Source organism: Thiomonas sp. X19 (assembly GCF_900089495.1).
Taxonomy (GTDB): Bacteria; Pseudomonadota; Gammaproteobacteria; order Burkholderiales; family Burkholderiaceae_C; genus Thiomonas_A.
This window is the reverse complement of sequence record NZ_LT605203.1, coordinates 4,314,733-4,333,142: the sequence shown is the minus strand read 5'-3', so window position 1 is coordinate 4,333,142 and position 18,410 is coordinate 4,314,733. Positions and strand designations below refer to the sequence as shown.

General features: G+C 62.8%; 17 protein-coding genes and 1 pseudogene. 9 read left to right on the top strand and 9 right to left on the bottom strand.

All coding sequences use genetic code 11. The annotated features are described in order from the left end of the window. The first annotated feature begins 6 nt into the window (after positions 1-6). Entirely contained in the window at positions 7-666 is a 660-nt protein-coding gene (locus tag THIX_RS21205) for a hypothetical protein (RefSeq protein WP_112487793.1), read from the top strand. Between the two features lie 1,023 nt (positions 667-1,689). On the opposite strand, the gene THIX_RS21200 is transcribed toward THIX_RS21205, so the two are convergent. From THIX_RS21200 to THIX_RS21185, 4 genes are all read right to left on the bottom strand, one after another. Further along, the gene (locus THIX_RS21200) at positions 1,690-3,060 is read right to left on the bottom strand and encodes a chloride channel protein (RefSeq protein WP_233224670.1); all 1,371 of its coding nucleotides are present in this window, start codon (positions 3,058-3,060) and stop codon (positions 1,690-1,692) included. 23 nt (positions 3,061-3,083) lie between these two features. Beyond that, positions 3,084-3,683, bottom strand: a complete 600-nt coding sequence (locus THIX_RS21195) for an SCO family protein (protein WP_112488536.1) — start codon at positions 3,681-3,683, stop codon at positions 3,084-3,086. Between the two features lie 101 nt (positions 3,684-3,784). Continuing rightward, on the bottom strand, positions 3,785-5,011 hold the full coding sequence (locus tag THIX_RS21190; RefSeq protein WP_233224669.1) for an MFS transporter: 1,227 nt from the start codon (positions 5,009-5,011) through the stop codon (positions 3,785-3,787). A gap of 249 nt (positions 5,012-5,260) precedes the next feature. Next, positions 5,261-7,747: a plasma-membrane proton-efflux P-type ATPase gene (locus THIX_RS21185; RefSeq protein WP_112487790.1), complete on the bottom strand. Its 2,487-nt coding sequence runs from the start codon at positions 7,745-7,747 to the stop codon at positions 5,261-5,263. A 603-nt stretch (positions 7,748-8,350) separates the two neighbouring features. Here THIX_RS21185 and THIX_RS25020 point away from each other — a divergent pair. From THIX_RS25020 to THIX_RS21165, 4 genes are all read left to right on the top strand, one after another. Next, positions 8,351-8,632 (top strand): prepilin-type N-terminal cleavage/methylation domain-containing protein, encoded by a 282-nt coding sequence (locus tag THIX_RS25020; RefSeq protein WP_112487789.1) that lies wholly within the window; start codon positions 8,351-8,353, stop codon positions 8,630-8,632. Next, positions 8,536-10,221 carry a zincin-like metallopeptidase domain-containing protein gene (locus tag THIX_RS21175; RefSeq protein ID WP_371412971.1) on the top strand — a complete coding sequence of 562 codons (1,686 nt, stop codon included), beginning with the start codon at positions 8,536-8,538 and terminating at the stop codon, positions 10,219-10,221. The genes THIX_RS25020 and THIX_RS21175 overlap by 97 nt, the downstream gene beginning before the upstream one ends. Before the next feature lie 140 nt (positions 10,222-10,361). After that, positions 10,362-12,332: a type IV secretory system conjugative DNA transfer family protein gene (locus THIX_RS21170; protein ID WP_112487787.1), complete on the top strand. Its 1,971-nt coding sequence runs from the start codon at positions 10,362-10,364 to the stop codon at positions 12,330-12,332. 29 nt (positions 12,333-12,361) lie between these two features. Continuing rightward, the gene (locus THIX_RS21165) at positions 12,362-12,991 is read left to right on the top strand and encodes an EAL domain-containing protein (RefSeq protein WP_158540973.1); all 630 of its coding nucleotides are present in this window, start codon (positions 12,362-12,364) and stop codon (positions 12,989-12,991) included. 121 nt (positions 12,992-13,112) lie between these two features. Here THIX_RS21165 and THIX_RS21160 read toward each other — a convergent pair whose 3' ends face one another. Both THIX_RS21160 and THIX_RS21155 read right to left on the bottom strand, forming a co-directional pair. Beyond that, complete coding sequence (locus tag THIX_RS21160) at positions 13,113-13,481, bottom strand: helix-turn-helix domain-containing protein (protein ID WP_112487785.1); 369 nt, start codon at positions 13,479-13,481, stop codon at positions 13,113-13,115. Next, the gene (locus THIX_RS21155) at positions 13,478-13,735 is read right to left on the bottom strand and encodes a type II toxin-antitoxin system RelE/ParE family toxin (protein ID WP_112487784.1); all 258 of its coding nucleotides are present in this window, start codon (positions 13,733-13,735) and stop codon (positions 13,478-13,480) included. The genes THIX_RS21160 and THIX_RS21155 overlap by 4 nt, the downstream gene beginning before the upstream one ends. A 71-nt stretch (positions 13,736-13,806) precedes the next feature. Between THIX_RS21155 and THIX_RS21150 the strand changes: the two genes are divergently transcribed. Next, positions 13,807-14,382, top strand: a complete 576-nt coding sequence (locus THIX_RS21150) for a S26 family signal peptidase (RefSeq protein ID WP_112487783.1) — start codon at positions 13,807-13,809, stop codon at positions 14,380-14,382. Between the two features lie 7 nt (positions 14,383-14,389). On the opposite strand, the gene THIX_RS21145 is transcribed toward THIX_RS21150, so the two are convergent. After that, entirely contained in the window at positions 14,390-14,680 is a 291-nt protein-coding gene (locus THIX_RS21145) for a BrnA antitoxin family protein (protein WP_112487782.1), read from the bottom strand. Further along, positions 14,658-14,936 (bottom strand): BrnT family toxin, encoded by a 279-nt coding sequence (locus THIX_RS21140; protein ID WP_112487781.1) that lies wholly within the window; start codon positions 14,934-14,936, stop codon positions 14,658-14,660. Before THIX_RS21140 ends, THIX_RS21145 begins: the two co-directional genes overlap by 23 nt. 131 nt (positions 14,937-15,067) lie before the next feature. Here THIX_RS21140 and THIX_RS21135 point away from each other — a divergent pair, with 131 nt between their 5' ends. Beyond that, positions 15,068-15,406, top strand: a complete 339-nt coding sequence (locus THIX_RS21135; RefSeq protein ID WP_112487780.1) for a TrbC/VirB2 family protein — start codon at positions 15,068-15,070, stop codon at positions 15,404-15,406. A gap of 215 nt (positions 15,407-15,621) precedes the next feature. On the opposite strand, the pseudogene THIX_RS24450 reads toward THIX_RS21135, so the two are convergent. After that, positions 15,622-15,771: pseudogene (locus THIX_RS24450) on the bottom strand (LysR family transcriptional regulator); the annotation flags it as partial. Positions 15,772-15,831: 60 nt separating this feature from the next. Here THIX_RS24450 and THIX_RS21125 point away from each other — a divergent pair. Continuing rightward, the gene (locus tag THIX_RS21125; RefSeq protein ID WP_112487779.1) at positions 15,832-16,869 is read left to right on the top strand and encodes an IS630 family transposase; all 1,038 of its coding nucleotides are present in this window, start codon (positions 15,832-15,834) and stop codon (positions 16,867-16,869) included. Between the two features lie 153 nt (positions 16,870-17,022). Further along, on the top strand, positions 17,023-18,366 hold the full coding sequence (locus THIX_RS21120; protein ID WP_112487778.1) for an MFS transporter: 1,344 nt from the start codon (positions 17,023-17,025) through the stop codon (positions 18,364-18,366). Positions 18,367-18,410: the final 44 nt, after the last annotated feature.

The window sequence follows — 18,410 nt, the reverse complement described above, 5'->3', positions numbered from 1 at the left end:
CAAATCATGAAAAAGCAACTCTCGATTCTTGCTCTTGCCATTGCTTCAACCCTTGCCCTCGCTTCGGCTTCGCACGCTGCGCAGGTATCCGCTGGCGCAGGCTTGACCTACGGCCAAATCGACGGGCTGGGCCTGCACAACGTCAGCGCGTACGGCATCACCGCAGGCGTGGGCGTCACGGGTTCGCCCGCAGGCATTCCGCTTGCCGCAACCGCAAGCATCACCCGCTTGCGCGGCGGTGGCGTAACTGAGCAGCAAGCCGACGCTTCGCTGGCTTATGTGTACAGCCCCCGCGCCGTGCCAGGGCTTGCGCTGATGCCGACTGTGCAAATAGGCCACGACGCCCTGATCGGCGGCGCAGCCACTTCCCACGTTGCTGCGGGCCTTGCAGCCAGCTATCGCCTTGGTCGCACTTCGCCGTGGGCTCTGAGCGCAAGCTACCTGCGCGGCGAGACCATTGACGGCGGCGCGTGCGGGGCATGCGGCACAGGGCCTTATCAGGCGGGCAGCCTGGCGGTGAGCTACGCCCACCCACTCGGCCTGCCTGGCAGTGCCAGCCTTGCTTACCAGCGCACACGCTGGCTTGCGGCAGGCGCGAGCGCCGGCATGGGTGACCAATACGTGCGCTCAAACGAAATGACCGCAGGCTACGAACAGACGTTCTAAGCCCGCTCCAAATTAAGCCCGCCCCATCGTGACGATGCGGCGGCCTTTTGCATGCCCGTGGACAACCGACGTGCAAGCCAAGGTTGCTCGGTTGCCCACCGTCACACCGCGAATTTCGCCGCGCGGTGAATGGATCAAGACCACAGGAGCTTGAACCATGCAACCCAAATTCATCGTCGCCGCTGCGCTTGCCGCAGCACTGCCCATTGCCGCCCACGCCGCCGCGCTGGGCGCTTGATATTTCGACCACGAGCTACCCACCAGGCAGTGGGCGCGGGACTCTCTGAACCAGGACAACCCCGGCCTCGGCATTGAGTACCGTTACAGCCCCGACTGGGGAGCAACCGCAGGCTTCTACAAAAACAGCTACAGCCGCACCAGCGCTTACGCCGCAGCCACCTACACGCCGCTTCACATCAGCCTGCCAGCGGGCTTCACGCTTGCCGCAGGCGGCCTTGCGGGCGTCATCAGCGGCTACACCAGCGCCGACGCGCCAGGCAGGCCATTGCTTGCCGCAGCACTGGTGCAAGTGCGCAGCGCAGGGGGCTACGGCATCAATCTTGTTGCAGTCCCAAACATGGGCCGCAGCGCGGGCTTTGTTGGCCTGCAGCTTGTGGTGCCGCTCGGCTGATTCGCGCGGCGCGGAATGCATGGTGAATACCCACACACAAGGAAAATGATGAAAACCAACCCGATGAGCAGGACCGGCTCTCAACCGCATCGGGGGATCTTCCTGCTCTTGGTCTAGGGCCTCCCTTCCGCGCAAAGGACGGGGAGTCCCACGGCGCTCATCCTGGCATCAAGCGTGCAGTGGAAGCGAAGTTGCGGGTGCGCAAGACCCGCAAGGCTCAAGCACAGCTATGTTTTGTCGCCGCGGGGCAGCATCGTTGCCGTCATTGGGCAGCGTGCGGGTCCCGCTAGGCCTGCCACGAAATCCTCGCATATGCCAGGCAATGCGCCCCTTGCGAGCCTAGCGGAACCGCCCGTCTCGTCAGCGCGGCCAGGCGGGGGTGGGGGGCAAGCTCAGGGCTGAGCGGGCTTGGCCGGGGCCGGGGGTTTGGGGAAATAGTTTTTTTCGGCGAGTGCTTCGTACAGGGGCGGGGTGAAGACGTTGGCGATGCGTGAGGCGAGGAGGGCGGTGGCCATCATGGGGATGACCATGCCGGTGCCGTTGGTCATTTCCATGACGATGACGAAGGCGGTGAGGGGGGACTGGGTGACGGCGGCGAGGTAGCCGGTCATACACAGGGCGATGAGGGCGGGCATGGGCGCCCAGGCGAAGGCGGCGTGGATCCACTGGGCGAGTCCGGCACCGATGGACAGGGAGGGGGAGAACAGGCCGCCGGGGATGCCGGCCATGTAGCTGACGACCATGGCGGCCCATTTGGTGATGGCGTAGCCTTCGCTGAGGGGCGCGGTGCCGTCGAGCAGGTGCCGGGCCTGGTCATAGCCGCTGCCCCAGGTCTGGCCCCCGGTGCCCACGCCCAGCGCTGCGATGGCCAGTCCGATGACCAGCGCATACCGCAGGGGCTTGTGCGCGCGCCAGACCTGCAGGGGCTGTGGCATCCAGACTTCCCATCGCAGCAGCGCCCAGTTGAAGGCGGCGCCCAGCAGGCCGCAGGCGATGGCGGTGAGCACGACCGGCAGGACGAAGGCGATGTGGAAGTTCTGCGGCACGTTGAGTTGGCCGAAGTACAGGTAGTTGCCGGCCAGCGCCAGCGAGGTCAGGCCGGAGAAGACCACGGCGGTGATCATGGTGCCGTTGGTGCGGCTCTCGAAGTCGCGCGCCAGCTCCTCGATGGCGAAGATGATGCCGGCCAGTGGCGTGTTGAAGGCTGCCGACAGCCCCGCAGCGGCTCCTGCGAGCAGGAGTTGGCGCTCCAGGCGCGGGGTGCGATACGGATAAAAGCGACGCGTCTCGGCCATGATGGCCGCGCCGATGTGCACCGTGGGCCCTTCGCGGCCAATGGTCATGCCGCCCAGGAAGCCGAGCAGCGAGACCACGAGCTTGCCGGCGATGACGCGCAGGCCGAAGAGGCGGTGCATGAGGGTGTCGTCGGGTGGGGCGTGCAGGGCGGCGATGACTTGCGGGATGCCGCTGCCCTCGCTGCCGGAGAACCATCGGCGGGTCAGGAACACGGCCAGCACGGTGAAGGCGGGCGTGATGAGAAACGCCAGCCAGGGCCGCCCGGCAATCCAGCCCAGGAAGAGCTCGTAGGCATCGTTGCTCCACTGCGCATACAGCACCGCCACCAGCCCCACCAGCAGCGCGCCGCCCCATGGCAGGCCAAACTGCAGGAACAACCGCCGCGAACGCGTCTTGGCCAGGCGCATCCACGCGCGCTTACGCAATGCGCGGTGGGGCGTTGTGGCCACTTCGAGATGTTGCTCCATGGGTGCGGGCCCTAACGCCATGTTTAGGCCCCGAGCTGGATAATCTGCTTCAGATCGTGGGCAATCTGGTCCGGTGGCGTCGCTTCGGTTCCAATGAGTTGACCGCGTCCTTTTTCATCAAAAACGTAGATCGCTGCGCTGTGCGTCACGGTGTAATTGCCTGCCCGATCCGGCTTGCCATACGAGTATGCCACGTGGTAGCGGCTAGCAAGCGTTTTGATTTGCTGTGGTGACCCCGTGATGCCACGAGCTTCGGGGCTGAAGGCGGTGACGTACGCGCGGAGAACAGGCCCCGTATCGCGATGCGGATCAACGGTGACAAAAAGGATGCGCACGTCCTTGGCTTCCGGGCCGAGGAGTTGGATCGCGCGCGCCATGTGGGCCATGGTCAGCGGGCACACGTCCGGGCAGTGGGTATAGCCAAAATACATGAGGACGACTTTGCCGAGGTAATGACTTGCGGAGATGTGCTGGTGGTCTGCCGTTTGCATATCCCTGAACTGCAGCGGTGCCATCTGGGGCCCAACGTAATCCATATCCCAATGCAGCGGGCGTCGGCTGCAGGCGCCAAGCGTCAAACTCGCTGCAAGCGCAGCAACCCAAACGATGTGATTTTTGATCATGCCAATGCCTTGGACTCCGGTGTGGCAACCGCACAGCACGTGCGACGCGTCGGCGCCTCGCGGGTGCATCCTCTTTTCAGGCGACGCATTCCGCGGCGGCGTCAATGTGCTCGCTTGGTCGGCGGCTGGATAAACAAGGCCACGACGAGCCAGATCAGTGACAGAGCCGCGCATGCCAGAAAGACGCCCTCAACCGACCAGGCCTTTGCAATCCATCCCCCCAACGCGCCACCGGCAAACAGGCCAAGAGATTGTGCGGTGTTATAGACGCCGAGCGCGAGCCCTTTGCGGGCTGGCGGCGCGGTGCGCGACACGAGCGAAGGAATGAGTGCCTCCATAACATTGAATGCCACGAAAAAGAAAAAAAGCGCTGCGATCAGTGGAACAGGCTGCGTATAGCCAAACGCGAACCCCAGCATCGTCAGCACCATGAGGGCTACGGCGCCAATGAAAACCAGGCGCATGTGGCCACGGCTTTCCGCCCAAATGATGCCCGGCACGGCCACGATGAACGAACCCAGTGTCACCGGCAGGTACACCATCCAATGGTGTTGCACCGCGATTCCGGCGCGATGCACCAAGGCGAGCGGCACGACCACGAACATGGCGACCTGGGTGAAGTTGACCACGAAAATGCTGAAATGCAGGCGCAGCAGGGCAGGGGTGAACACCGAGTCGCGTGGCGCCGAGCCGCCAAGCTCTTCCGCGCGCGAGCTCATCGGGACGTCGGGGACCACCCACTTGATCACGGCAATGGCAATCAGCGCCAGAATACCGGTGAGGACAAACATGCCCGGCACGCCCATGACGTGATAGAGCAGCGGAGCGGCGACCAGCGAAACGATGAAGCTCATTCCGATGGTCATCCCGACCATGGCCATCGCCTTGGTGCGGTTCTCGTCTCGCGTGGAGTCCGCGATCATCGCCGAAATGGCGGCAGAAATGGCCCCCGCGCCCTGGACGGCTCGGCCAACGATGATGCCATCGAGCGTGTGCGACGCTCCAGCCATGAAGGAGCCAAGCGCGAAGATCACCATCCCGAACATCATCACCGGCTTGCGTCCAAACCGGTCGCTGGCAATACCGAAAGGAATTTGCAACGCTGCCTGGGTCAGGCCATAAATGCCCAGCGCAAGGCCCACGAGGAGGTGATCGTCGCCGCCGGGGAGGGTTCTCGCATAAATGGCAAAAACCGGAAGGATCAGAAACAGTCCCAGCATACGCAGGCCATAGATGGACGCCAGCGTCATGCTGGACCGGCGTTCCTGCGCAGTCATCGGGGTTCGAGATGTTTTCTTGAGCGATTGGGACGGGTTCGTGGTGGACATCAGACGGGTGGGTTCAGCTGTTTAGTGGCGAGGGCGCACGGCGGCACGCCAATCGGAATTGATTAGCGCGAGCCGAATATTGTTCATTCTTTTCTGGTAACACGTTGCAAGAATTTAAGGCCAATGGTCAACGACCGATCCGCGAGCGAATGCTGGCATTCGACGCAGGTGCGATATTGGCGCGCCATGTCTCATTGGCTTGAGACGGGTGTTTCGCTCAAGCCCTTTCTTGTGTGCCAAACCCCATCCTCACAGGGCTCGGCGTTTGAGAAGGCCAAGGAAATTGCGGTGGCGCGGCACGCTGTGCTCGAAATGCCTGTAGACGAGACGCTTCGTCCAGTCCGTCAGCACGGACCATGCGATCGAGTAGCCCCAGATCAGCGCGATCTCGGGCCAGGAAATCGGCGCAATCAGGCCAAACCCCCAGGCGCACAACAGTGTGGCGGCGAGCTTGGTCAGCACCGCGGACCAGACCATGATGGGTGCCGGGTAGGGCTTGCGCCAATAGGCCTGCCGCGTTCGCGAGACAAATAGCGTGAGGTGCCCAGCCACGGCCATCTTGAGAAAGATGTAGGTCTGCACCTTGGGGATGGGCAGGTGCAACCAGTCCAGCGCCAGGTACAGCATCAAGAAGCTGCCCGCTGTGCCAGTCAGACCCATCACAGTGGACACGGTCAGCACTTGGCGCATGTCCCATCGAACGGGTTGCGGATCGACTGCTGTGCGGTCATAGGCAATCGTCATGATCGGCACATCATTGAAGAAGGCCAGAAGAATGATCATCACCGCGGTGATCGGGTAGAAGTTGTAAGCCAGCATCGCCAGCACCACGAAGACCATAATGCGAATCGTCTCCGTGATGCGGTAGATCGCATAACTGTTCATGCGCTCGAAAATGCGCCGCGCCTCCTCGACGGCCTTGACAATGGTGGACAGGCCCGGGGCGGTGAGGATGAGTGCTGCCGCAGCACGGGCCGCATCGGTCGCGCCGGACACGGCAATCCCCACGTCGGCCTGCTTGAGCGCGGGCGCGTCGTTGACTCCATCGCCCGTCATCGCCACACGATGCCCAGCATCCTGCAGGGCTTTGACAATGCCATATTTGTGCTCGGGAAAAACTTGCGCAAAGCCGTCTGCGGCGACAACCTGATCGGCAAGGCTGATCCCAGGTTGACTTTGCGCACCAAACACCGCGTCTGCAGCCACGATGTTTCGCCCGATGCCGAGTTGCCCCGCAATCTCGCGCGCGATCGCCACGTTGTCCCCGGTCACCATCTTGACCATGAGACCATGCTGCTTTGCATCGCCAATGGTGTGCGCCGAGTCGGCGCGGGGCGGGTCGAACAGTGCCAGAATGCCGTCAAGCTGCCAGGGTCCCTCGGCGACGCGCGTTGCCACGCCGAGGGTTCGAAAGCCCTTGCTTGCCTGTGCATCGATCCACGTCTGAGCCCGGGTTCGCGCCTCGGCATCGGCCTGGACCAGATTCAGCATCACTTGCGGTGCCCCCTTGCTCGCCGTGATGCGTTGGCCTTGCGCATCCACCCATGTTCCCTCGCTGCGCTTGCCCACCGGATCGAAGGGCTTGAAGTGCTGTGCGACGTATCCATCCGGCACGTTCTTGATCGCCAGCGCTGCGTAAATGGCGCTGTCGATTGCATCGCCGTTGTCGCTCTGGCTGGCAAGCGCAGCATGCAGGTTGAGTTCTTCGGCCGTGCCTGCCGTCATCAGGATCGGTTCGCCCAGTGTGAGCCTGTTCTGTGTCAGCGTGCCGGTCTTGTCCGTGCAAAGAACGTCCACGGCCGCCAATTCCTCGATGGATTCCAGGCGCGACACGATGGCCTTTTTCTTCGACAGCGCAAGGGCCCCCAATGCCATGGTGACCGAGAGGACAGCAGGCATGGCCACCGGAATGGAGGCCACGGTGAGGATCAGCGCAAATTGCAGAAGGTCCAGCCAAGGTAGGCCGCGAGCAAGTTCGACCAGCACCAACAAGGCAACCAGGCCAAGACTGACGTAGATCAGATAGTCGCCGATGCTGAGCACGGCTTTCTGGAAATGGGAGATGGAGCCGGCCTTCTGCACCAGTGCGGCCGTTTTCCCCAGATATGTGCGCGCACCGGTGGCGAAGACCAAGCCGACCATTTCGCCTTGCTTGGCAATCGAGCCCGAGTACACAACGTCGCCCGCCTTGCGATCGACGGGCAGCGACTCGCCGGTGAGCGCCGATTGATCGACGCTCAGATAGTCACCCTGCAAGAGCTTGAGGTCTGCCGGCAGGATGTCGCCCAGACGCACGCGTACCAGATCGCCCACGACGAGTTGGGCCGCATCGATCTCGACCCACTGGCCGTCACGTCTCGCGCGGCACTTCAGGGCCAGTTGTTTTTTCAGTGCGTCCAGCGCGCTCGAAGCCTTGTATTCCTGCCAAAACCCCACGGCTGCATTGAACAACAGCAGCAGCACGATGACGGCGAAGTCTGTCCAATGGCGCACGAGTGCCGACAGCAACGCGGCGATTTCGATCATCCATGGAATCGGCCCCCAAAAATAGTGCAGCAGCTTTTTGAGCAGACTCTCCTTTGCCTCGGGGAGGCTGTTCGCGCCGAAACGGCTCAGGCGCTGCTGCGCCTCGTCCTGGCGCAGTCCGTCGAGACTGCTGCCGAGCTGTTGAAGGATGGCTTCCGAAGACAATTTCTCCGCGCCCTTGGCATCAAGCACATCAGTCTGCGGGTCCATCGTGGCCTCCTAAGTTTGGGAAGCGATCCATCGGCGCAAGTTGGATCGCAGTGGCATTGCGTCGTATTTGGCAGCCATGCTCGAAAACAGATCGTCGGCCGGGATGGCGACCCTGGTTGGCGCGACCCAGGTCGGACCGAGCGCACCCCTCGACGGTTCGCTCCAAGAAGCCCTGTGTTCAGGCCGGTGACGAATGCAGCGCCGCTGATTCAACGACTGGCTTATGCTAATCGGCGATGGGATTCTTGGGCTTTTAGCCAAGTCTTGTGGTCTGGAATGCGATTGCCGCAGATCCCGATCAAGGACGCGCGCGCCGGCGTGGCAGATCAAGGCACCAAGCCGCGGCGCACTTGAGCACTTGAGCCATCGTTCTCGATGCCAGGCTCCTGATCACGCTCGTGAACGTCACGCAACAAGACATTTCAGCAATAAAGGTGGGGACGAGCATTGGCTGGTGACCCAACGCCAGCCTTCAAGCCCGCCGCGTGCGGGCTTTTTTATGCGCGCCGCTTGCACATGGAATCTGCGCATTGCGCCCGCCGATGAATGCAGTGAGCAGCCGCATCCCGCGCGCTGCAAAGCTCACTCTCGCGAGGTTACACAATGAGCAAACACAAGAAGTACCAACAGCAGGGTTTCACCCTGATCGAGTTGATGATCGTGATTGCGATCATTGGCATTCTGGCGGCTATCGCCATCCCCATGTATGGCAACTACACCACCCGATCGAACTCTGGAAGGATCAGCCATTCTGGGAGCGCCGAGACGTCGACATCAGTCTCAACGGCATGCGCGTCAAGGTGTTTGACGAAGGCAAGGGTGTGGTGCACGTGGGCATGCCCACGGACAAGATATCCACCATGGCCGTCAAGGCAGCCGATTTGACGGTGCGCCACAAGGGGAGGGAGCTGGACTGGAGCGCAGCCCACAGGCAGCTCGATTCCGTCGTGGGTCGTGTCTACACGGTGTTCAACGCCGAGCAGTGCACGGACCTGAAGATCGAGCCGCTGAAGACGCCCGACAACAAGATCCCGGTCGTCGACCGTGCCGAGCAGTTGATGACGGCGATGCGGGAAGATGGCGTCCGCTTTGCCACCCATCCGCAGCATGCCTTCTACTCGCCCAAGCGCGACGAAGTCTCCCTGCCGCCGCGCGAGTCCTTCAAGTCGGTCGAGGGGTACTACGGCACGGCGTTGCATGAGATCGGTCACGCGACGGGCGCCCAGCAGCGCCTGAACCGTGAAGGCATCACGGGTGGCCACCGCTTCGGCTCCGAGGGCTATGCCAAGGAGGAGCTGCGCGCCGAACTGTTCAGCACCTTCATGGCGGCCGAGACCGGCATTCCCCATGATGAAGAGCAACACAAGGCGTACATCCAGTCCTGGGCCAAGGCCCTGAAAGAGGACAAGAACGAAATCTTCCGGGCAGCGGCGGAAGCCGGCAAGGCGGTGGACTACGTGTTGGGCAAAGAGCAGGACTTGCTGCACAAGATCGATCGCATCTATGGGCAGCTTGTCGGGCCGGATACGGTGGATTTGTCGAAGGCACCTCACGAACTGACCTTTGCCGAGTTCGCTGACATTGCCCATGCGGAAAAGCTCGGGCCGGGCTACGGTCGGCAGTGGGAAGTGTTTTACGGCAGGCAATCCCTGGGCTTTGCTGATGGGCCGGCCATCGAGGGGGCGTACCGCCAGGCACATGAGCGCGAGGTGAACAACGCGCTATATGACAACCGGTCTGGTGCCTTCAGGCCGAACGACGCCGCGCCCAAGACCCTGCCACCGTCGCATGTCCTGGCGGAATACCCGGATCTGCAGACCAAATTTGCAGAGGTCATTGCGCAGAGCCAGCCTGCTGAAGCGAAGCCGATCGCCAACGCGCAGGCACAGGTCGATGCGCCGGCCGTCAGCGGAGACAGTGCGCCCGGTCGATCCTTGTTCTGGCGCAAAGTCAGCAACGTCGAGGATCTCTGCGATGGCTTGGTGACGCTGCCTGGCGCCGGGCAGCAAGCAGCCGCCAGGGTCCGTGTCGTGGAGGACAAGAAACTGTCCTCTTCGGACTACGACAAGTTCACCGCCGACTTCTTTGCCTCCCAGTCCTGGCTGGACGGCAAGGGCGGCATGGACGAGGACGGCACGCGCCACGTCATCCAGGTCACCGCTCAGGATCGGCAGACTCTGCATATCGATCCGCAGGGGCATGACTACGCCCGGTATGTCGGCATTCCTGAGGCGGACGTGCAGCGCGTGATGGGCAGCCGGTCATTCGTTGTGGCGGAGGTGAAGTCCACTCAGACGCTCCAACCGGCTTCGGCAGCCGGCGCCGACATCCCCCAGTTGACTGCTGACTCCCGAAGTCAAGAGCCAGTGCAAGGACAGGACGGCCCGCGCGAGATTCCAGCACAGGTTGCTGAGAAATCACCGAAGGCGCCCCAGCGCCAGTCAACGCGTCGGTCCGCGGGCCGGGGCCGCTGACGCGCCCAGCGTCAGGTTGCGCAAGCAACAGCCGTAGCGTGCAACCGGACTTCCTCCCCGTCCACGGCGGGTTTCCTTGGCCGGCATGCACGCCGTCTGGCCCACGTCACGGGGGACCTTCGATCTGAGGAACGAACACCATGACTTCACCGACAAACGGGCTGTATCACATCCCCAAGGCCCAGAAAGACATCACGCGCTTCGTCTTCGCGGGGCTTGGCCTGTTCGCCATGATCGTGCTGCTGTCCTGCTGGGCAGCGACCGAGTACGCCGCCTGGGCGCTGGGGTTTGTTGCGGCATTGGGCAAGCCGATGCTGGAGCCCGGGGTCTACTTTCCGTTCGACGTCCTGGTGTGGACCTGGAAGTTCAACAGCCTCGACTACGGCACGGCCGTCATGGCAATCTTCGAGCGCGCCCACATCATCATGGGTGTCGGCGGCTTCTTCTCGCTTGTGCTGCCCGTTGCCTTGGCATTCCGGCGCACGCGCAAGGCCGAAAGCGAACGCAATGATCTCCACGGCTCGGCTCACTGGGCGCTGCCAGAGGAGGTGCTCGAGGCCGGCATTCTGCCGACCGACAAGAACAAGGGCGGGGTGCTGTTCGGAGCCTGGGAGCACAGGGGCAAGGTGCAGTACCTGCGCCACAAGGGGCCCGAACACATGATGGTGTTCGCGCCGACCCGGTCCGGCAAGGGTGTGGGGATCGTGATCCCGACCCTGCTGTCCTGGGACAAATCGGTGCTGGTGCTCGACATCAAGGGCGAGAACTGGGCACTGACCAGCGGATTTCGCCACAAGCTTCTCGGCCAGAGAACCCTCAAATTTGACCCGACGAGCACCGATTCCGCACGGTTCAATCCCCTGCAGGAGATCCGCATCGACGGCAATCTGGTCAAGGATGTGCAAAACATCGCCACCATGATCGTCGACCCCAACGGCGAGGGCTTGAAGGATCACTGGGCCAAGACCGGTTTCGACCTCATGACCGGCGTCGTCCTGTTCGTTCTGCTGTGCGAGCCGCCGCAGGGCGAGAACAAGGTCGACCGGTGCATCGCGACCGTGCTGGGCATCCTCTCGGATGGCGGGATCTTCCGGAAGGAGGCCGAGAGCAAGGCCCAGGCGCAGGCCCAGAGCGAAGGCGGCAAAGACGGCGACGTCGTCGAAGGCGCCAGGGCAGTGATTGGCTACATCCGGGACATCGCGCACGCGATGCTCGAGAAGGGAAGGTTGGCCGAGCGGCAGGAAGAGCACGACGCCCGCCACGCGGGGTGGATGGCCGTGGCCCAGGCCATGCAAAGCTGGCTGAACAAACCCGACAACGAGGCCGGCAGCGTCCTGTCCACGGCGCTGTCCTTCCTGTCGCTGTACCGCGACCCGATCGTGGCCGAGAACACCCGGGTTTCGGACTTCTCACTGGAAAGCCTGATGGGAGGAAAAAATCCCGATGGCCACGCCGTGGCCCCGAAGACATCCCTTTACCTGGTCGTCCCGCCTAGCGACAAGGATCGCCTCAAGCCACTGCTGCGCCTGGTCATCAGCCAGGTGGTGCGCAGGCTGACCGAGGGGATGGATTTCGAGATGGGTGGCATGGGCAAGAGCCGATTTCCCCACAAGCTTCTGCTGCTGATCGACGAATTCCCCAGCCTGGGCAAGTTGGAAATCTTCCAGGAGGCCCTGGCTTTCATTGCGGGGTATGGCCTGAAAGCGCTGCTGATCGTGCAGGACCTGACGCAGCTGAACGCCGCCTATGGCAAGGACGAGTCGATCGTCAGCAATTGCCACATCCGCGTGGCCTATGCGCCGAACAAGGTCGAGACGGCCAAGCTGCTGTCCGAGATGGCCGGCCAGGCGACGGTCACGCACACACAGCGCCAGTATTCGGGCAACCGGCTGGCGGTGGTGCTGCAGAACGTCAACACCAATGAGCAGATCGTGCAGCGGCCGCTGTTGACCGCCGACGAATGCATGCGACTGCCGCCGGAGGACGAACTCGTGTTCGTCGCCGGCTTCGCGCCGGTGTACTGCCAGAAGATCAAGTATTACCAGGATCCGGCACTGGCCGAGCGCATCAAGTTCGACCCGAAGAAAGTCCCAACCGGGAGAGGGCAATGACACGTCCCCACTTCCGGCTGGAGCCCATCGTGGATCTGGTCAGCGACGAGACCCTGGGGTTCGAGCTGCTGGCCGGTGCCGATCGGTGCCCGGACTGGACTGATGATGGCTGGCGGACGTGGTACGCCCGCATGGCCGATCTCTTTCGCGACCACATCCCGGCATCCGTCCGCGTTTTCGTCAACGTGGATGCTCACCAGGCCCTTGATCCCGCCATCGTCGAAGGTCTGCTGGCCATCCCGGGCCGGGATCGGCTGGTGGTGGAGTGGACCGAGCACATCCGCCCAGGACTCCACGCCGCGGACTTTTGCGAAGCATCAGCGTGCGCCTTTGCGCGACTGACGCAAGCCGGCTTTGCGCTGGCGATTGACGACGTCGGTTCGGGCTATGACGGCATCGGCCGCGCTCTGCAGGTACGCCCTGCGTTTGCCAAGCTCGATATGTCGCTGACCCATCTTGCCCGGCGTGTCGATCCGCGCTTCCTGCGGGATCTCCATGATCTCTTTGAAGGCGTCGGCGCCCAGGTCATCGCCGAAGGGATCGAATCGGCGGGCGACCTGGAGCGGGTGCGCGCCGCTGGCATTCGCTATGGCCAGGGGTACCACTTCACGCGCGGGATGGAACGCACTGCGATGACGGGCGTGCTCGATGTCTCATGACCTTGTCCGTTCGATCCCGGCGCGGGGCGCATTGCGCATCGGGCGCATCGACCAGCGAGAGCGTGCTCGTGACCTGTCAGCGGCGGGAGGGCGGTGGATGCCGCAGGCCGCACTGCGGCACTCAGGGCTGCAGCTCGTTGAGCGTCACGCCCAGCGCCGATGCGAGGGCTTTGAGAGTCTTGGCCACTCCGGTCCGCTTGCCCGTCTCGATCTGGCTGAGATAGGCCTTGCTGATGCCGGCCTTCTCGGCCAAAGCGTCCTGGGTGAATCCGCGGTATTCGCGCCAGGCCTTGACAGGATGGGTCCCGTCCAGGATGGCATGCGCGACCGCGCCCGGCACCCGGAATCCATCGTCGGCAGCTTTCACGGCATCGAACAGGGCAACGTCATCCAGGCTCTCGGCGGCACGCATGAGCCGCGCAAACAGCTCCATCGGAACCACGGCATATTCCCGCTTCCCGTTGCGTTCGATGAATTGAATCGTGCTCATGGGTATGCACCTCCTCGTGGGGCAACCGCCAGGATCATCACCACCAGGCGGTCATCATGAATCTCGTAAATCACGCGCCAATCGCCGACGCGCAACCGATAGCCAGGGCGCCCCTGCAGCTTCTTCACGTTGTTGTTCGGTCCGTGGGGCGCAGCCGCCAACTGCTCGATCTTTTCGCGCACCGTCGTCGCCAGATTGCGCGGCATGGCTTTGAGGCTCTTGAACGCTTCGCGGCTGTATTCGATCGAGTACATGGGCCAATGTTAGCGGAATGCAAACATTTCTGCAAACTCTATGGCGGTTCCCCGGCGATCAAGGCGACTCCATGAATGCTCGATTGATCCGCCGGGCGAGTCGGCGGCGCACCGCGCACTGGGGGCGCCTGGCGTTGCCGTTTGCCGTGATGGCAGGCTCTGTGCTCGCTGCAGACCTCGCCTTCTGGGGCGGCTGGCGGCTCAACCTCACCGAGAGCGAGCCCCTTGGCTGGTACCGGCTGCATGCTCTGAAGGATGGAGAGACGATCCATCGCGGAGCATGGGTTGAACTCTGCCCGCCCGTGTGGGTGACGCCGCGCGCTTTTCCGTTCTACCTGTCAGGCGACTGCCCGGGCGGCGGCATGCCGATGTTGAAGACCGCGGTCGCCATACCGGGCGATCACGTCGTGGTGAACCTGCGTGGTGTCTGGATCAACGGACGTGAATTGCCCAACAGCGGCCAGCTGCTGCGCTCGGGCAAATATCCGTGGCTGCAGTTGCCCCACCAGCAGAGGAGCTTGACGCTGGGTCCCCGGCATTACTGGGTCTACGGCAGCGGCGCGACGCCGGCGCTTGCCGCCCAGAGCTTCGACAGTCGGTACTGGGGACCGATCACCATCGCTGAGATCCGGCGAGTCGCCGGATAGCGCTGCTTCAGCGCGTGTGCGTCTTCACCCATTCGCGCATGGCTTCATTCACGCGCGTCTGCCAGCCCTTGCCCGTGCCTTTCAGCGCGTCGAGCACATCAGCATCGAAGCGAATCGTGGTTGGAATCTTGGGGCTGGCCAGTCTGGGCCGACCCATCCGTCGCATTTGTGCGAACTCCGCATCCGTGACTTCGTGGGCGTCCGGGTCAGCCGCAATTCCTGCGTTGATCGCTGCGTCTTCTTCGGGGGTGGGCACGATCAGGGTGCGGCCACTCCTAGTTTTGATCGTTTGCTGCATAGAGCTTGACCTCTCTCAAATTCGCCTTGCGCAGGCTGATGATGCGGCGCCCATCGGTGCGATCCGTGAACACCACGCAAAACAGTCGCCCGGTTGCATCAGGAACGAACCCAATCACGCGCAACTCGCCGTACTCGCGCCTGGAGTCAGGCTTGGCGAGCAGCCCGCCCCAGTCCATCCGTTCTGCCAATGACAGGGACAACCCATGTTTGGCCTGGTTGGCGCGGTCTTTGTCTGGGTCGAACGTGATGCGCATGGCACTTATTGTATTAACAAATTCTCTTCGCCGCACTGCGACAACCATCGCCGCCCCCTCCTGCAACCAGACGCGCAATCCAGGTATGCGCGCTGGGTTGCGCATGTCACCCCTCTCGAAAGGAGCTCCTGATGAAACCGATTTTTAAGAGACTCCCGCCCGCCGCCGCACGCCGCATGGCCCTGGCCAGCGCCGTGTTCGTGGCCACGATGGCCGATGCCTTCGCCTCCGGTGCGGGTGGCCTGCCGTGGGACGGTGCCATCTCCACCCTGCAAAACGATCTGACCGGACCGGTGGCCACTGGCATCAGTGTGATCGCCTTCCTTGCGGCCGGCGCGTCCCTGGTGTTCGGTGAAGAGCTCGGCGGCATCGCCAAGAAGGCGCTGTATGTCGTCCTGGGCGTGGCCTTCATTGTCCTGGGAAACAAGTTCCTGGCCGTCCTGGGCCTGACGGGCGCGATGGTGGCGTGAGCGCATGCATTCGACTTCGGCAGGAAACCGGTAAATGCTGAGGTATTGGCCCAAAGGCGCAGGTGGCCGCCCGCCCCCCTGTGATAGTCGACCATTGCCACCGACAGCTGCTCGATTCCGGCGACGATGCTGATTGCATAGCGCAGGAAAGTCAGCCCCGGGGCGGTCGGCGTCACGCCTTTTTTGTTGCGCAGCAGCAGGATGCTGCCGATATGGCCTTCCAGCTCGGCCAGCCGCTTGCTCGCGGCCGGCAGGCTGATTGCCATGTGCTCGGCGCCCAGCGTAAGGCTACCCGCCTCAACAGCGGCAACAAACAGCCGCAGTGTCGTCAGGTCAAAGCGGGCCGGGTTGATCGCGTGTTCCATCGTTTATAGATAAGGCCCCATAAAATATGAACTTTCTGCAAGCTTCTTGATCCATTGACCATGGAAAAAGAAAACGCAAGAAAGCAAACACTGGAGCAACTTCATGAGCGGCGCAAGCAAGTCGTGAGGTTGTACAAGCGGGGCATCAAGATCATGCAGATCGTGGACATGACGGGGCTGAGTTACCCGCCCGTTCGAGCGGCCATCGACTTGTACGAGGCCGGCGGCTGGAGCGCCATCCGACCGACTCGGCGGGGACGCGCCAGAGGCGACGGTCGGGTGCTCAGTCAAGCGCAAGAAGAGACGATCCAGCGCATGATCATTGACACGCGTCCCGAGCAACTCAAGATGGACTTCCATCTGTGGAGCCGCGCTGCGGTGATGCAACTCATTGAACAAGAGTTCGACATCAAACTGCAGGTGCGCAGCGTTGGAAAGTACCTCACCCGCTGGGGCTTTACGCCACAAAAGCCGATCAAGCGAGCCTACGAGCAAAGCCCCGCGGCGGTGCAGGCTTGGCTGGAGGGCGAATACCCCGCCATCGAGCAGCGCGCCAGGGCTGAGGGCGGGGAAATCCACTGGGGAGACGAAACCGCGCTGGTCAACACGGACGTGCGCGGCAGAAGCTTTGCCCCTGCGGGCAAAACACCGGTGGCGATGGCGGTGGGCGGGACGCGCCAGAAGCTCTCGATGATCGCCACGGTGACCAACCAGGGCAAGACCCGCTGGATGATCATCGACGAGGCGTTTGATGCCGACAAGTTGATTGAGTTCTTGCAGGCCTTGATCAAGGATGCGGGCAAGAAGGTATTCCTGATTCTGGACAACCTGAGGGTGCATCACAGCAAGTTGGTGAAGGCTTGGGTGGCCTTGCATCACGCGCAGATCGAGCTGTTTTACCTGCCCAGTTACAGCCCCCAACTCAACCCTGAGGAGAGGCTCAACGCCGATCTCAAACAGGAAATGGGCAAACACGTGCCGGTGCGAACCAAGGCCAAATTACGCGAAGCTGCGAACGACCATATGGCGATGCTGGAACAAAACCCGCAGCGTGTGATGCGCTACTTCCAGGACCGGCGCGTTCGCTACGCTGCTTAATACTTCATAGGGCCGGAGCAATAGTTAACCAATGGTTAAGGATAGGTCAACCACTTTCGAATCGACAACAGGGTTCTCCCCCTAAGCTGCGACCAAATCGGTTGGCGTGGCCACGCACGGCCGGGACCTGAGTCACAACAAAAGGAGGAGATAATGGACGCGAATGAGATGGCGGCGGCGCAGCCCGCCCCGACCCGCTGGAACGCCGGACTGACGGCAATGCATTGGCGGGTGCTCACGGGGGGATTCCTCGGTTGGGTGTTCGATGGCTACGAGGCCATCGCGTTGGTCATGGTCCTGGTGCCGATGCTGCATTCGCTGCTCACGCCGGCGCAGCTGGCCTCGTTTCCGGTGTATGCCGGCACTGCGATCGGCATTACGCTGCTGGGGTGGGGCCTGGGCGGGCTGGTCGGCGGCATACTCGCCGACTACATCGGGCGCAAGCTCTGGTCGGTGTTCCTGTATGCGGTGTTCTCCGGCCTGACCGCGTTCGCCGACAGCTTTGTGACGCTGTGCGCACTGCGCTTTCTCACTGGCCTGGCGCTCGGCAGCGAGTGGAGCACGGGCATCTCGCTGCTTGCCGAGACTTGGCCGCAAAACGCGCGCGCCAAGGGCGCCGGTTTCCTGCAGTCTGGCTTCGGCTGGGGCACTCTCCTGGCCTCGGTGGCCTGGTATGTACTGTCGACCACGCATCCGCTCGGCGCACAGAGTTGGCGCCTGATGTTCATCCTCGGCGCACTGCCGGCGCTGTTCGTCCTGTACCTGCGTCGCGGCATCAACGAGTCGGAGAAGTGGCGCGAAGCGGTGCGCGAGCGTCGCTGGGGTCCCACCGAAGCCAGCACGTGCAGCGGCGACAAGACACCCCGGCGCCCGTTCTCGCTGGCCCAACTATTCCGCGACCCGGTGGCACGCCGACGCACCATCATCACCACGGTGCTGTCGATCGTCACCACTGTGGGTTGGTGGGCCATCTCGAGCTGGCTGCCCATCTACACCATCGGCCTGGCCAAAGCACAGGGCCTGGCTGGTGCCCCGGTGTGGGGAGCGAGGGTGTCGATCTCCTACACGGTGGGAGCGATCGTGGCCTACATGATCGCCGGATTCATCGCCGACGCCATCGGCCGGCGCGTCTTCATATTTCTGACCTTCGTCGGGTGCTTGATCACCACGGTCATCACCTACAGGTTCACCCATACCGTGGGGACGATGATGATCGTGGCTCCGATCAACGGCTTTTTCACCCTCGGATGCGCCTACGTATGGATGGCCATCTACCCGGTCGAGCTGTTCACCGCTACCGTGCGCTCGACGGCTATTAGCGTGGTGTTCAACGCCGCGCGGCTCATCGCCTGGGTGTTTCCCATCATCGCCGGCACGCTGATCCACTCGTTCGGCGGCATCAGCCAGGCCGCGCTGATCATGGGCTCGGTGTACGTGCTGGGTTTGGTGCTGCCGTGGATGCTGCCGGAGACGGTGGAGAGCGGTCTGCCGGATTGAGCGCCTCGCGTTGGCGAAGTCGACGCGGTCCGTCGGTTAATCAT